This is a genomic window from Pseudomonas sp. GL_103, assembly GCF_057835175.1.
Window position 1 is genome coordinate 2,976,526 of the sequence record NZ_CM174420.1, and the last position, 15,201, is coordinate 2,991,726.

At 60.2% G+C, this 15,201-nt stretch carries 14 protein-coding genes; 3 read left to right on the forward strand and 11 right to left on the reverse strand.

From position 1 onward, the window contains the following. Positions 1-54: 54 nt before the first annotated feature. On the forward strand, positions 55-513 hold the full coding sequence (locus AC3IP0_RS13470) for a winged helix-turn-helix transcriptional regulator (RefSeq protein WP_489319694.1): 459 nt from the start codon (positions 55-57) through the stop codon (positions 511-513). A gap of 21 nt (positions 514-534) precedes the next feature. On the opposite strand, the gene AC3IP0_RS13475 is transcribed toward AC3IP0_RS13470, so the two are convergent. Further along, on the reverse strand, positions 535-993 hold the full coding sequence (locus AC3IP0_RS13475; RefSeq protein ID WP_489327628.1) for a metallophosphoesterase family protein: 459 nt from the start codon (positions 991-993) through the stop codon (positions 535-537). A 235-nt stretch (positions 994-1,228) separates the two neighbouring features. Here AC3IP0_RS13475 and AC3IP0_RS13480 point away from each other — a divergent pair, with 235 nt between their 5' ends. Next, on the forward strand, positions 1,229-1,966 hold the full coding sequence (locus tag AC3IP0_RS13480) for an SDR family oxidoreductase (protein WP_489327630.1): 738 nt from the start codon (positions 1,229-1,231) through the stop codon (positions 1,964-1,966). Between the two features lie 91 nt (positions 1,967-2,057). On the opposite strand, the gene AC3IP0_RS13485 is transcribed toward AC3IP0_RS13480, so the two are convergent. The 8 genes from AC3IP0_RS13485 to AC3IP0_RS13520 form a co-directional block, all read right to left on the reverse strand. Further along, entirely contained in the window at positions 2,058-3,131 is a 1,074-nt protein-coding gene (locus AC3IP0_RS13485; RefSeq protein WP_489327632.1) for a threonine aldolase family protein, read from the reverse strand. Positions 3,132-3,244: 113 nt separating this feature from the next. After that, positions 3,245-4,060, reverse strand: coding sequence for an AraC family transcriptional regulator (locus tag AC3IP0_RS13490; protein WP_489327633.1), 816 nt, complete (start codon positions 4,058-4,060; stop codon positions 3,245-3,247). A 201-nt stretch (positions 4,061-4,261) separates the two neighbouring features. Next, positions 4,262-4,717, reverse strand: coding sequence for a glycine zipper 2TM domain-containing protein (locus tag AC3IP0_RS13495; protein ID WP_489319699.1), 456 nt, complete (start codon positions 4,715-4,717; stop codon positions 4,262-4,264). A gap of 144 nt (positions 4,718-4,861) precedes the next feature. Beyond that, on the reverse strand, positions 4,862-5,263 hold the full coding sequence (locus tag AC3IP0_RS13500) for a nuclear transport factor 2 family protein (RefSeq protein WP_489327635.1): 402 nt from the start codon (positions 5,261-5,263) through the stop codon (positions 4,862-4,864). 66 nt (positions 5,264-5,329) lie between these two features. Then, entirely contained in the window at positions 5,330-6,088 is a 759-nt protein-coding gene (locus tag AC3IP0_RS13505; RefSeq protein WP_489327636.1) for an SDR family oxidoreductase, read from the reverse strand. Positions 6,089-6,225: 137 nt separating this feature from the next. After that, positions 6,226-6,522 carry a LysR substrate-binding domain-containing protein gene (locus AC3IP0_RS13510; protein ID WP_489327637.1) on the reverse strand — a complete coding sequence of 99 codons (297 nt, stop codon included), beginning with the start codon at positions 6,520-6,522 and terminating at the stop codon, positions 6,226-6,228. After that, a complete protein-coding gene (locus AC3IP0_RS13515) occupies positions 6,503-6,790 on the reverse strand; it encodes a LysR family transcriptional regulator (protein WP_489327639.1) in 288 nt (95 codons plus the stop codon). Before AC3IP0_RS13515 ends, AC3IP0_RS13510 begins: the two co-directional genes overlap by 20 nt. A 151-nt stretch (positions 6,791-6,941) precedes the next feature. Further along, a complete protein-coding gene (locus AC3IP0_RS13520) occupies positions 6,942-8,042 on the reverse strand; it encodes an alkene reductase (protein WP_489327640.1) in 1,101 nt (366 codons plus the stop codon). Between the two features lie 147 nt (positions 8,043-8,189). Here AC3IP0_RS13520 and AC3IP0_RS13525 point away from each other — a divergent pair, with 147 nt between their 5' ends. Beyond that, the gene (locus AC3IP0_RS13525; protein WP_489327641.1) at positions 8,190-9,074 is read left to right on the forward strand and encodes a LysR family transcriptional regulator; all 885 of its coding nucleotides are present in this window, start codon (positions 8,190-8,192) and stop codon (positions 9,072-9,074) included. Positions 9,075-9,150: 76 nt separating this feature from the next. Here AC3IP0_RS13525 and AC3IP0_RS13530 read toward each other — a convergent pair whose 3' ends face one another. Both AC3IP0_RS13530 and ocd read right to left on the reverse strand, forming a co-directional pair. Beyond that, entirely contained in the window at positions 9,151-13,203 is a 4,053-nt protein-coding gene (locus AC3IP0_RS13530; RefSeq protein ID WP_489327643.1) for a glycosyl hydrolase family 28-related protein, read from the reverse strand. A 325-nt stretch (positions 13,204-13,528) separates the two neighbouring features. Next, positions 13,529-14,575, reverse strand: coding sequence for an ornithine cyclodeaminase (gene ocd / locus AC3IP0_RS13535; protein ID WP_489315785.1), 1,047 nt, complete (start codon positions 14,573-14,575; stop codon positions 13,529-13,531). Positions 14,576-15,201: the final 626 nt, after the last annotated feature.

Consider the following 15,201-nt stretch of genomic DNA (forward strand, 5'->3'; position numbering starts at 1 on the left):
GTTGCTCAAGGCCAGACGACAGACCTGGCTGTCCTTATCCAAAAGGTAAACACGATGGTCGTAGACCCTTCATCGCAAGGCAGCGAATGCCCGGTAGCACGAACACTGGAAGCCATTGGGGATCGTTGGTCGCTCATGATCATTCGCGACGCATTTGACGGCATTCGCCGATTCAGCGAATTTCAAAAAAGCCTGGGGGTGGCCAGGAACATTCTGGCATCGCGCCTGAAGACGCTGGTTGAGGTCGGTGTGTTCGACGTTCAACCTGCGTCGGATGGAAGTGCCTACAAGGAATACGTCCTGACGGAAAAAGGACGGGAGATCTTTCCAGTGGTGGTCAGTATGAGGCAGTGGGGCGAACGGTTCCTGTTCACGCGGGACGAGACCCGTTCGGTGTTGCTGGACAATGAGTACGGCCAGTCCCTGATGCCGATTGAAGTTCGCTCCTTGAGCGGTCAAAAACTTGGACCGTCCGACTGCCACCGAGTGAGGGTGGTTGCCGACGAGTCGTGAATCGAACGGTTGAAGGGCGAGTCAGTCGAGCAGCGACACCAGCTGCGGTTCGATTGACTGCCCAACCACTTCCAGCAACGCCAGGGTGACAGGCAATTTGAAGCGGCGACGTCCGGCGCTGCCTGGATTCAGGAACAGCCGTTCACCGCGCCAGTCGATGCACGGTTTGTGCGAATGACCGGTGATCACCAGCTTGATACCGTCATCAGGATCGGCCGCCACGTCGGCGATGTCATGCACCAGCAGAACCGTCCAGCCGTTGAGCTCCAGGCGCAGACAATCGGGCAACTCCCGCGCCCAGGGTGCGTCCAGGTCATTGTTGCCACGCACCGCATCCACCGGCGCGATTGCGGCCAATTGGTCGAGGATCGCCGCGCTGCCGATGTCGCCCGCGTGAAGGATGCGATCACAGCCTTGCAGGGCGGCAATGGCTTCGGGGCGGAGCAAGCCGTGGGTGTCGGAGATGACGCCGATTTTCATGCCTGTTTCCTCGAACGTATCGGCCAATATTAACCGGGTATCCGTGAAGTTTCCTGCCGCGCTCGGCGAATTCAAAAATGAAGCGCCGTCGTTGATACCTGGCACGATCCCCGACAGGATCAGGCAAGTTGTCGGAAGGATCTGACTAACTGGCTGACCGGCATTATCCCTACTCTGGACTGGCAGCGAGACACCGCTCTCGCGTCACCAGGCACTCAAGTGAGGAATCAGGGTCATGTCGAACATCTCGAAAAAAGTCGTTCTGATCACGGGCGCGAGCAGCGGTATAGGCGAAGCGACCGCACGTCTGTTAGCCAGCAAGGGCGCGCATGTCGTACTCGGCGCACGTCGTACGGAGCGCCTCGAAATACTCTGTGCCGAGATCAACGCCAGCGGTGGAAGTGCCCACTTTCAGGCGTTGGATGTCACCCGGCGAGCCGATGTTCAAGGGTTTGTCGATTTTGCCCTGGACCTGCATGGCCGGGTCGATGTGATCGTCAATAACGCCGGGGTGATGCCGCTGTCGAAACTCGAGGCACTGAAGGTCGCCGAATGGGATCAGATGATCGACGTCAATATTCGCGGCGTCTTGCATGGTATCGCGGCCGGTTTGCCCTTGATGCAAAAACAGCGATCAGGCCAGTTCATCAATATCGCGTCGATTGGCGCCTACACCGTCAGCCCCACGGCATCGGTCTACTGCGCGACCAAGTTTGCAGTGCGCGCCATCTCGGAAGGATTGCGTCAGGAGGTCGGCGGGGACATTCGTGTCACGGTGATTTCGCCCGGCGTGACCGAGTCCGAATTGGCCGAGAGCATTTCCGATGAAGGCGGGCGGGCCGAGATGCGCGAGTTCCGCAAGATCGCCATCCCTGCAATGGCCGTTGCTCGCGCTATCGCGTATGCCATCGAGCAGCCTGCCGATGTGGACGTCAGTGAACTGATTGTCCGTCCAACGGCCAGCCCGTTCTGAATCGTTCTTTTTCGCGAGCCTTAGAAGCCGAGCGCTGTAGTGGCGGCTGCGAATTGGAACCAGAGCAAGCACAGCCGCCACCTGCCATCGACTATCGTTCTTGTGGCCGGTCAACAGCACGTCTTGCCTGGTTCAACAGGTGATCGACATCCTCGGCGGTGGTGGCGAACGAGGTGACAAAGCGAACGACGTTCGGTCCCCAACGATCGTGATAGAACCCGAACCCGGCCTTTAGCAGCGCATCGATCATTGCCGAGTCCAACCGACAAAACAGGATGTTCGCCTCGGTACCGCCGAGCACCTCAACCCCGCTCAGGCCGGCAAGTCCCTGCGCCAGTCGCTGGGCGGCAGCGTTGGCCTTGCGTGCATTGCGCAGCCAGAGATCGTCGGTCAGGTACGCATCGATCTGCGCCGACAGAAAACGCATCTTGGAAGAGAGATGGCCTGCGCGCTTGCGCCGGTAACTCATCTCGGTGGCGAGGGAGGTGTTGAACAGGACGATGGCTTCCGCCGCCAGCACGCCGTTCTTGGTGGCACCGAACGACAGCGCATCCACGCCGGCCTTCCACGTCATCTCGGCCGGAGTGCAGCCAAGCGACACAAGGGCGTTGGCAAAGCGCGACCCATCCATATGCAGTCCCAGGGATGAGGACTTGCAGACGTCGCCAATGGCTGCGATTTCGTCCAGGGTGTAGATGCTGCCGACTTCAGTGGCCTGGGTGATGCTGACGCAGGCGGGCTGGGTCGTGTGTACGTCGCCGACTTTGTCGCGAGTGCGCTCGCGCAGTCGGACGATATCCAGCTTGGCCGCCGGGCCGTCGACGGTCATCAGCTTCGCGCCGTTGGAAAAGAACTCCGGCGCGCCGCATTCATCGTTGTTGATATGGCTGGCCGGATGGCAGTAGATGTTGCCCCAGGGTGGCGTCATCGCGCTCAGGCACAGGGCGTTGGCGGCGGTGCCGGTGGGTACGAGTAACACATCAACGTCACGTTCGAAGATCTCGCAGAACTTGCGCTGGACCTGCGCCGTCAACTCGTCGGTGCCATAGGGACTCGCCTGGCCCGTGCTGTGTTTGACGAGGGCTTGTGCCACCTCCGGCGATGCACCGGCGATGTTGTCACTTGAAAAGCCCAGCGCGGGCGGTCTGTTTGTCTCACCGTTCATCATCCAGTTCTCGGCTGCCCAGGCGAAGGTGTTTCGCCCGGATTGGCGCATCCTATGGAGAGGGAAGGTTGTTGCGCTTGTAAAAAATTGACGGTCGCCTGGTGGACGACGGACTAAGTCCTGTAGCGCGATGGCGCGACGCCGAATGCCTGCCGAAAGGCGCGGTTGAAATGGCTTTGATCGTAAAAGCCGACGGCGTGGGCGACATCGATGATCGGTTGCTCGCTGCCAGACAGCAGGCCACAGGCCCGTTCGAGACGCAGGCGAAGCAGCCACGCGTGGGGCGTCATGCCGATGGTCCGCTTGAACTGCTTGAGAAACGGGAAGCGGCCCAGCCCACAGAGTCCGGCGAGATCATCGAGGGTGATTCGCTGATCGATGTGGCTGAAACAATAGTCCCTGACGCGAGACCATTGCAGGGGCGATAGTGTGCCGGTAATCGTTTCGGGCTTGATCGCCCGTGACTGGCTCAACAGGTGTTCAAGCAGGGTGAACCATTGCGTCTGCACCGCGAGGCTGCCGGGGCCAATGGCCTGCTGCATCGCTTCGTGCAGCCCGAGCAGGTTGCCAGTAAGCCCGGGGTCTTCGAGCAACACACCGGCCAATTCAAGCTCCTTCGGTTGACCGCTGATCTCTTCGCACAGGCTTGCGACCAACGCCTGGGACAGACGGAATGTCTTGAGCGTATAAGCGCCGCCGCCCTCGGACATCCCATCGTGGATTTCACCCGGCGGCATCAGGGCAACACTTCCCGGACCTAAAAGAAACGACTCGCCCTTCGATCGATGACGCTGGATGCCTTCGGTGACAAAGCCGATGTGGAAATCGAGGTGGTAATGACGATCGAAGCCGACATCCGCAAAACGTGCGGACCCCAGCACCAGGCCAGGTACTTCGGACACGTGATGGTACTTGGCATGCTCAGTCATGAAACCCGTTCAACAATCGGCGAGGAGGGCAGGGACCACACAGTTTAGGTCCACAGGACGCATAGATCCATGGGGTGCCAGCAACTGGCCTGAGGTCGTGCATCAGTCATTGAGTGTCAACCGAACTTGCTCGACATGATGATGTTGCGCAGCAAGTGACGACGGCTCATTTGTCCGCTGCGCAACATCCGGTAGCCACCCCTAGCTTTGTGGCACCACCCGCGCTTCGTTTCCGGCACCCTCGACATACACGTTCATGCCTTTTCTCAGCACCGGGTTGATCGGCTGGGTCACCTGAACCAGTACGCCGCTCTGGGTGCGAACGATGATCTGCTGTGCGTCCACGGGCTGATCATATTTTTTCTTTTCGACGTAGTTGCCGCCTGCCGCACCCGCGAGGGCACCGGCGACCATGGCCACATCCCGGCCGGTACCCTGGCCGATCAGGCTTCCCAGGGCCAGACCGCCAATACCCCCCATTATGGCACCGACGCCGCTATCGTGATTGGTCTGCATCTGGGTCTGTGTAATCTGCTCGATTTTCCCCGAGCGAATTTCCATCTCGCCAGCGCCCCCGCTCCCGGCGCCCACAGCGGCACAGCCGCCAAGCACCAGACCAAAAAGCGTAATCGTCAGCCAGGAAGCGATTGTTTTCATCGTCGAACTCCATTTTCAGAGGAAGTGGATCATGCAAACGCATCCAATGACGTTAGACGAAAAAGTCCGGTTCATGCGCTTGTTTGGCTGCGCACAGTGCTTGAGGTTGGTAAATCAGAACGCCAGGCGAGGTGGTATGGAACATTAGCCTGGGAACTGATCCCCAAACATAGGGTACCCGCCGGCGGAACCTTCGCGCCTCGCCTCGTCCTGAATCACATCCCAGTGCTCGACCAGCACGCCGTCCTCAAGGCGCAGGATATCGACCACGACCCAGTTCGCCGGTTGGCCGAGGCCAGTGAAGCGACCGTGCAACATGACGAAGTCGCCTTCAGCTACCGCCAGCTGGCATTCGTAAAGCATATCGGGCGATCCTGCGGCGACCAGTTCGAACAGACCCTTGCGACCAGGGGGCACATGGGCACTGTGCTGGATATAGGAGGGTGACCAGAAGCGTTCGGCCGCAGCCAGATCCTTGCGATTGAACAGGGTTGCGAAGCCTTCGAGGACGATGGCCTTGTTCTCGGCGGGGGTACGTGAAGTCATGGTCTGATCCTGCTTGCAATGTAAAAGGTCGGCGGCTGCAGGGCCGCCCAATATCGCCTTGTGGTCTCAGCCGAAAGCCGGTCCGTTTGCAATCATGTCGTTGAACGCGTTCACCCAGGCATGCTCGTTCGGGCCAGGATTGGCGCGCATGGCTTCGGCCGGAGCGACGAGGATTTCGTCGGCACCGCTTTCGAACTGTTTCATCGCTTCTGTGATGAACTGGTCGAGGGGAATGGCGCGTTCCTCTTCGCTGCTGTCGAGCAACTCGGTACGTACCCATGGTGGTGCGATCTCGACCACCTGGACGCCGTGTTCGCGCAGCAGGTAGCGCTGTGACAAGGTGTAGGAGTGCAACGCTGCCTTGGTCGCCGAATAGACCGCCGTCACGGCCATTGGCACGAAGCCGAGCACCGAGGAGACGTTGACGATGACCGCATCCGGCTTGGCCTTCAGATGCTCGACCAGCGCCGAGGTCATGCGGATCGGACCCAGCAGGTTTGTGGTGACGGTCGAGAGGGCAAGCTCATCGTCCACCGGACCTTCTGCATGATCGAGCAGCATGATGCCGGCATTGTTGATCAGCACATTGAGCTCAGGGTCATTGGCGATGAGCTGTTGCGCGGCTGCCTGGATGCTGGCCGTGTCGTTGATGTCGAGTTCGATGGCGGCCATGCCGGGGTTGGCGTCGAGTGTTTGCTGCAGTCTCTCCTTGCGCCGTCCGGAGATGATCACTCGATTGCCCAGTTTGTGGAAGGCTTCGGCCAGGCCTTGACCGATGCCGGAGCCGCCGCCAGTGATGAAGATCGTGTTGCCAGTCTTGCGCATGAGGGATTTCCTTGAACGGAAAAGTCTGGGCGTCCGCCACGCTGCCAGGTCGATCAGCTCGACCGCTGCGTCGCGGGGTATGTCGCTAAATTGGCAGCTTCGGCGGGATAGGAGTAGACGCTGTGGCTGGCTATCTTCTATGCGTCGGATGCATAAGCACCGCCGGCATCGTCAAGCAGGCTGGCGATAAGGTGTTCGATCAGGGCGCGGCCGGCTCTGCGGGTCCGCGAGCCGTGGGGGAAGTAGGCATGAACAGGTACGGATTCAGTCTCCCAATCGGTGAGCAGCGCGACGAGTTCACCGCTTTCGAGCTCCCGTCGACACGCCCATGCCGTTGTCGAGGTGATCCCCAACCCGGCCGTTGCCGCTGCGACAGCGCCCTCGTTTTCGTCGGTCGAGAAGTGCGCATCGAGCTCAATGGTCCTGGTCTCCACGCAACTCCAGGCCACCGCGAACGCTTTGCTCGGCTTCTTCCACCGCGGCGAGGATGGGTTCCATGCGAGCCAGAAAGTCCGCCCCAGCTTCAGTTGGTACGACGGCACGTGTCGATCTCGCCAGCAGCAGGGTGCCGAGATCGGCTTCGAGCTCGGCGATAATCCTGGAGACCTGGGATTGAGAAAGACCCACTTCGCGTGCCGCGGCCGAAAAGCTGCCCAGTCGCGCCACCCTTGTGAAAAGCCTGTAGGAGAAAAGGTCCTTCATGCGTTAGCTCCCTCCAACAGTCAGAATGCCCCCGCTGGCAAAAGCTACGGTGAAACGGACAGTAAGCTGGCGCATCGCTGCTTGGGTGAGTGTTTTTTTTGAGGGGAGGCAGCTGGGGCACTATGACCCCAGTTACCAGTGGTGCAAATGATCACGCAACTTCGGTATGGAAAGGATAGTCCGTGTAACCCGCTTCCGTGCCACCGAAGAACGACTCGCGGTCGTACGGGTTCAGCGGCCAGCCGTTGCGCAGGCGCTCCGGCAAGTCAGGGTTGGCGATGAAGTGGCGGCCGAACGCGACCAGGTCTGCATCGCCGGCCTCAAGGATCGCGTTGGCCGATTCACCGGAGAAGCCGCCCGCCGCGATAAGGGTGCCCTTGTAGTGCTGGCGGATGAGTTGGGACGCCACCGGATTCTGGTCGCGGCGCTCGTCTTCGGCGACACCCAGGATGCGCGGCTCGATCAGGTGCAGATAGGCGAGGTCGAGCTTGTTCAGTTCGCGCGCGACATAGGTGAACAGGCCAATGGGGTCGCTGTCGGACATATCGCCGAAATTGCCGCTCGGCCCCAGGCGCACCGCCACCCGATTGCTGCCCCAGACGGAGATCACCGCTTCTACTGCTTCGAGCAGGAACCGGCTGCGGTTCTCGAACGAGCCACCGTAGATATCCGTACGTTTGTTGCTGCCGTCCTGGAGGAATTGATCGAACAGGTAGCCGTTGGCCGAGTGCAGTTCCACTCCGTCGAATCCGGCTGCGATACCGCGTTCGGCCGCGGCGCGGAAGCTTTCTACCAGGTCGCGGATTTCAGTGACGGTCAGTTCGCGCGCCGGGGAGCCGGGGGTCCAGCCGGTCTCGGTGAAGGCGAGGCCGCCGTGGTCCACGACGGAAGGGGCCACTGGTTGGGCGCCGCCCGGTTGCAAGAGGACATTGGACTGGCGCCCCGCATGATAGAGCTGCAGAAAGATTTTGCCGCCCTTGGCATGAACCGCATCGGTCACGAGCTTCCAGCCGGCGATCTGGCTGTCGTCATACAGACCGGGAGCACCGAGGTAGCCATTACCATTGGCGGCGGCGATAGTGGCCTCGCCGATCAGCAGGCCACCGGCGGTGGTACGTTGGCTGTAGTACTCGGCCATCAACTGGCCAGGGATTGCGCCCGGCTCGGCACGCATACGGGTAAGTGGCGCCAGAACGACGCGATGGGAAATCCGGTGTGGGCCTATCTGGATGCTCGTATGCAATCTGGACATGACAACGATACCTATCAGTGGTGGGATGGGGCCAATGTAGGCGTAAAATTCGCGGAGAAAAATATCCCGCGATGCCGAACATTTCGGATGTTTTTTCCGTAATCCCGTCTTGTTGGCGGGGGTCTACCGGAGCAGGCAGGAAAAGTGATGGAAAGTCTGAATGGCATCTCAATTTTCGTGCAGGTTGCCGAAACGCGCAGCTTTACCGAGTCCGCCCGCCAGTTGGGGGTGTCGTCCTCGACCGTGGGTAAAACCATCGCCCGCATGGAGGAGCGCTTGCATGTGCGGCTGTTTCATCGCAGCACACGCAGTATCACGCTGACGGCCGAGGGCACCCTGTTCCTTGAGCGATGCCGGCGCATCCTCAGCGAGGTCACCGCTGCCGAGTCCGAACTGTCAGGCCTGGCTGGCAGTCCACGAGGACGACTTCGCGTGGGCACGCCGCTACTGGGCGACCTGATGATGCCGGCCTTTGACGGGTTCATGGAGCGGTATCCGGAAGTCGAACTGGATATCGATTTTTGCGACCGCATGGTCGATGTGATCGAGGAGGGGTTCGACGCGGTGATTCGGACCGGCGAGCAAAACGATTCTCGCTTGACCGCGCGCCGCCTGGGTTCCTGCGCACATGTGCTGGTGGCGTCGCCCGCGTATCTCAAGCGGCAGGGTGTACCCACTTATCCGCGTGAACTGGAACGTCATTTGTGCCTGCAACACAAATTCCCCGCAACGGGAAAGCTGGAGCGTTGGCCGCTGCGGCTCGAAGCCTCCGAGGCTGAATTGGTGCTGCCCGCCACGATGACGTCGAACACGATCGAGCCTCTTGCCTATGCCGCAATCCGGGGCAGGGGCATTGCCTTTCTACCGACTTTCCTGGTGCGCGAAGCGCTGGAAAGCGGCCAACTGGTCACAGTGCTGGATGATTACATTGACCGTCAGGTCGTCTTCTGGATGCTGTGGCCAGCCAGCCGTTATGCCTCGCCCAAGTTGCGCGTTTTCATTGACTACATGAGTGCGCACTTGCGCATCTGATTGCTTACGCCTGCAGGTTCAGTATCACCCTTGACTGACCGGCATCAGGGCGAGCCCGCTCCCGCAGGGTGTGGGCTTAACCCAAGGTTGTGAAATCGCTGGCGTGCAGCTGCTGGACGCCCACCAGTTGGATTTCGAACTCGGGGGTGGCGTCGGCGTTGACACTGCCCTGGAGAATGCCATCGGCAAAGCGCAGTTGGCCGGTGGCATTGGCAGGGTCAAAGGCGTTGCTGGCGATGAAGGTGAAGGCGTCGACAGCGGCGGTCAGCGGGTTGGCGTCAAGGCCGGTGAAATCCAGATGATCGCCCTCGGTGCTCTTGAAACCGTTGATCACATCGCGCAAAGCCCCGACGCCCATGTCCGACATCGCACTGAACGCGAAGGTATCTGCGCCAGTGCCACCGGTGAGGTTGTCGGTGCCTGCGCTGCCGATCAGCCGGTCATCGCCCGAACCGCCCACCAGCGTATCGTTGCCCGCACCACCGTTCAAAACGTTCGCGGCGCTGTTGCCCGAGAGACTGTCGGCGTAGGCGCTTCCCGTGAGGTTTTCGCAGAACTTCAAGGTATCGAGCCCGGAACCCGTGGTGTTTTGTTGCGCGGAGGTCGAGAGGTTTACGGTAACGCCGGACAAGGTGCGCTCAAAGGACACCGTGTCAATGCCATCGCGCCCGTCCAGCACGTTGTTGCCGGCACCGGCGAACAGCGTGTTGTCTAGCGCATTGCCCGTGCCATTGGCGGCACCAGCGCTGTCGATATACAGATGCTCGACGTTGTTGCCGAGGGTATAGGCCGCCAGACTGCTGTACACACTGTCGACTCCTCCTGGCACCGCATTGCTGTTGGTCTCGATCACGGTGTCATCGGCGTTGTCGACATAATAGGTGTCGTTGCCATCGCCGCCGCTCATGCTGTCGGCCCCTGCGGCACCGTCGAGTACGTTACTGGCGGCATTGCCGGTGATGAAGTTGTGCCGCTCATTGCCGGTGCCGTTGATGTCCGACACGCCGGTGAGCACCAGGTTTTCGAGATTGGCGCCCAGGGTCCAGCTGACCGAGGCTTGCACCGTATCGATCTGCGAGGTCGAGGTGCTGGTTTCCACCACGCGGTCGAACGCGTTGTCGACCACATAGATATCGTTGCCATTGCCACCGGTCATGGTGTCGGCGCCAAGGGATCCATCCAGTGTGTCGTTGCCCGAACTGCCCACCAGGGTATCCGCCTGGTTGGTGCCGGAAATCATGTTCCGGGCGTTGTCGAAAATGTCCTGCACGCTGTTGTTGTCGCTGGGGTCGCCCTGGAAGCCAAGGTCACCGGCAATGTAGTCGGCCAAACGCTGGCCGACGATCTCCGCCGATTCCTCGTGCAGGTGCCAGACGTCGTCGGGATACGCCAGCGGATCGACTTCGTGGCGCAAGGGGAGGTCGGTGTAGTCCACCGCGAGCTTGACGTCGGTGCGCTCGGCGGCGATGGCTTCCTGGGCGGCGCGGACATAGCCAGCCCCCTCGACGATGGAGGCAATCTTCTCTTGCGAATAACCACGGGCACGCGCCGCGTCCTGATCGTAGTGACCGGTTTCCATCATGTACACGCTGAAGTTGCCGAACTGGGCATGCAGGTAATCAAACACCTTCAGGGTCGCGGCCTTGTACGCCGCTGCTGCCGCGGCTTTGTCCGTGGCGCGGGCGATCTCCTGGGCAGCTTCCTCGCCCTGGCCCCAAATGATGCCCATGGTGACGTTATTGATCGATTGCAGTTCGCTGAGCTGGTTCCGCAGCAGCGTCACGGCGCGCAACAACGCGGCCCCGGGTTGGTTGGTGTCGGTCAGCCACCAGCACAACTCGAGTTCCCCGGCGCTGAGCGTCGACAGGCCGGTGACCGTGCTGCCGCCCACCGCGATGTCGATGCCGTTGCCATTGGCATCGGTGAACTGGCTGCGCACGTCATAGGGGGTGTAGCGGTCCAGGTCGTTGACCAGCATAGAGGTGCCGGACTGACCGTCGTCCTCGGTCATGCGCAGCAGGCGCGCATTGGATTGGCCGAGGGTGGGCAGGTAGAGGATGTCCTGCTGGGCGCTCTCGCCGAACACGAAGTCGCTGGCGGTCAGGGTGTTGAGGTAGTTGCCGATGAGCGCGATTTCAAAACGATTGCCATCGGTATCCGCTTCGGCGGACTTGATGTAGGTCTTGTCGCCGGCCGCGTTGAGGGTGATGTACAACGTGTCATTGCTGCCATCGCCGAGACCGAGCAAGCCCAGGCCCGAAACATCGATCTTGTCGACGCCCGCGGTGAAGTCATAAATCGTGTCGGTGGCCGTGATACCACCGGTGTCGTAGTCGCGGTAGCTGTCGAGCGCGTTGCTGTAGCGGAAGGTGTCGGCACCGGCGCCGCCGTACAGCGAGTCGCGTCCGGCACCGCCGTCTAGCTTGTCGTCGCCAGCGCCGCCACTGAGGCTGTCGTTACCCGCCAGGCCTAGCAGGGTGTCGGCCGAATCGCTACCCAGCAGCGAGTCGCTGGCGCTGGTGCCGGTGATCACACGATTGAAGATGAAGTGGCTGGCGGTCAGGGTACTGGTGAAGTTACCCGAGAGAATCAATTCGAAGCGATTGCCGCTGGCATCGGCATCGTAGTCCTTGATGTAGGTGCGGTTGCTGCTGGCGCTGTAGCTGACCTGCAGGGTGCCGCCACGGCCATTGCCCAGGCCTGTGAAACCGAGGCCGGCGAGGTCGATCTTGTCCTGGGTGACGTCGAAGTCGGTGAGGGTGTCATCGAAGCTTGTGGTTGCGTTGCGGTAACTGTCGGACTGAGCGACGACACGGAACGTATCGGCGCCGGTACCGCCGGTGAGTTTGTCGATGCCAGCACCCCCCACCAGAATGTCGCCACCGGCCCCGCCATTGATAGTGTCGTTGCCGGCACCGCCGAAGAAAATCTCGCTGGCGGCGCTGCCCGGCAGGGTGTCGTTGCCAGCCGTACCTTGCACGATGGTCATCGGCACCGTGGCGCTGAAGTAGCTGCCGTCGCCATAGATCAGCGTGGCGCCGTTGCTGGTGTGACTGATGATGTTGCCAATAATGGCATTGCGATCGGTGCCGTCTTCATTGCGCTCTGCAACGCCGTAGGTCGACAGGTCGCTGCCGCTGATGAGGTTGCCCTGGATGGTGTTATCGCTGCCGTTGAAGTACTTGCCGGACACGCCCAGGGTGTCGTCGTAGGACTGGATGATGATCTCCGGGACGGGGTTGCCCAGGGAATTGTTGTTGAGCGTGTTGTCGATGATCTCGACGTGGTTGCTGCCGTAGATGCGCACCCCGGCGCCGGCGTTGTCGTGAATGTCGACGCCACTGACGGTCACCTCGCTGGACAGTTTGATCAGCACCCCTTCGGCGCCGTTGCCGTACACCTCGCCTCCGGTGATGGTGATGTTGCTGGGGGAGGGGATGTCCTCACTGCCGCGCTGCACGACGATGCCAGTGCCGCCATTGTTGTAGGCAACGTTATTGGTGAGCGTGAAGTCGTGGGTGCTGGTAACGATGTTGAAACCGTGCCGGTCGTTGTCGTAGGCGACGTTGTTTTCGAAGGTGCTGTCGCTGAGGAAGTCGGCAACGAAACCGTCCAGGCCGTTGCCGTGGGACACGCTGTTCTTGATGACCATGTTCACGGTCTGCTCGTGGGGGTCGAAACCGTACCCGGAGCAATCCTTGATCTCGACGCTGTCGAGGGTGACGTTGGAGTCGTAGCCCGCTTCGCCGGGAATGTAGCCGTTGAACCAACCGTCGATCTTGCCCGTGGTGTTGTCACGGTTGCCGTCGATGGTGAGGTTGCTGACACCGAAGTCGTGGGTTTGCTCGCCATAGGCGGAGCGGATGACTCCGGTGATCTTGGTGTCGGAGCCGTCAGCCACCTTGACGGTGGTTGCGCCCATGCCGTCGCCGTACAGGTAGACGTTGCTCTTGAGCATCAGGCAGCCGTCGGAGGGCTCCTCACCTCCCGAAACGATATAAGTTCCGGTCGGCATGTACACCTGCCCCCCGCCTGCAGCGGCGGCCGCATCAATTGCATTTTGAATCGCCGCCGTGTCGTCAGTGAGGCCATCTCCTTTGGCGCCAAAATCTTTTACATTGAAAATCATGAGCTTAGCTCCGTATCAGGCGAAAACCTCGGCAGATGCCAATATTCCATCGGCAGCTACCGTGTTATGACCCAACGGAGCGCAAAAGTTGTGACCGCATATCGGTGAGGCGTCAAAAAACAGATCAAACTGATTAGCGGTTATGAGATGTTTCGAAAAAATAACGCTTTGTTGACGCCCGCTCGGGTAGCGAGGTCGAATTGGACCGGGCGGCTCGCGCAGCGGATGGCGCTGTAAAAAAGGCTCAAACGACCGAGGGATTGTTCAGGGTTGCGCCTGGCAGCCGAAGGGGCCGCCAGGTGAACGCGTTGAAGTGCCGGTAGAGTCAGGCCCGAAGCCTTACATCGTCAGTTGCTGAAGGCTGCAGCAGCGAGAACAGGTTCTTGGGATCCTGCAACTCCGGCACCAGTTGAATGTCGCTGCCAATGTTGAGCGTTCTTGCAACATCCAGCACATAGCGCAAGGCGGAGTAGTCCTCGATGGCGAAGCCGACCGAGTCAAACAGGGTGACTTCCTCGGCATGCTGGCGACCTTGAGTCTGACCATTGATGACTTTCCAGAACTCGATAACCGGTGAGTCGACGGGCATCTGCTGAATTTCGCCTTCAATGCGGCTTTGTGGTTCGTACTCAACCATGACCCGCGCACGCTCCACGATGTCCCGGTGCAGTTCGGTCTTGCCGGGACAGTCGCCGCCCACTGCGTTGAGGTGCATCCCGGGCTCGATCATCTCAGGGGTTAAAATCGTTGCGTAGGCTTTGTCGGCCGTGACCGTGGTCACGATATCGGCGCCATGTACCGCTTGCGCGACGCTATTGGCAACCGTCACCTGTAAGGCGGGGTAGGCCCGCAGGTTGGCTACCAGCTTCGCCGTCGCGGCAGGATCGATGTCGTAGAGACTGACTTCAGTAATGCCGAGCAATGTATGGAATGCCAGGGCCTGGAACTCGCTCTGTGAGCCGTTGCCGATAAGTGCCATTCGGCGACTGTCCGGTCGGGCGAGGTAGCGGGCCGCGAGTGCAGAAGTGGCAGCGGTGCGAATGGCGGTAGTCAGCGTCATTTCACTCAGTAAAACAGGTTTGCCGGTATCGACGTCTCCCAGTGCACCAAACGCCATGACCGTCAGCATGCCGTTGTGGGTGTTCTTCGGATGTCCGTTGACATACTTGAAGGCGTAGAGCGAGGCATCAGACACAGGCATAAGCTCGATGACGCCCTCGGGTGAGTGGTTCGCCAGGCGCGCGCATTTTTCGAAATCCGGCCAGCGTACGTAGTCTTGACGGATGTACTCGGCCATTTCGATCAGGCAACGGGGCAAGCCTTTTTCCTGGACGAGACGGCTCAGATCATTGACGTCAATGTAACGGGTCATATTGGGTTCCTTTGGGCGTTTTTTTGGTGTGCCGGTCTGGACTACCTTGCGCTTTGGCGGCTGAGACTCAGGAGGTGGTCCATGTATTTGCTACCGACCTATTGTCGAGGCAATGGAGAGAGGATTTCGGCCAATACCGACCCTGGACACAGCGAGAGAAGTCGAAAAACAGAGGGCGCACAGCGGAATCGGCCGGGAGACACTGACCAGTCGCACCTCGCTCGCGCGGCTCAAGCGCAATGTGCTTCACGACGCATCGCTATGCAGATGAAGTAGACGGCCTCAAAGACAATCACACTTCCTGTGCCGCTCCCTTTAAGTGGAGAAACAGTGACTTACGGCAGACGACAGAATCGGCTGTGAAAGCCCTTCGTTCAGCACAGGCACGCTGTTTGAACGTGGGGTTACGACACCAGCACCCTCCCGGCAATTGGCATTCTGACGGTCCGTTTCAAGCGCTTGTTGATCGCTGCTTGAAATGGAGTGCAACTCCGACGACTGGCTGCTTCCAGTCGATAACAACAACAAAAACGGCTGCGGTGAAAACCGCATCGACTCTCTGCCCCTGTCAAAAAGTGTGGTCCGACGCAGGCGCCGGATCGCGATAAATCCAAATAATCCGGGAC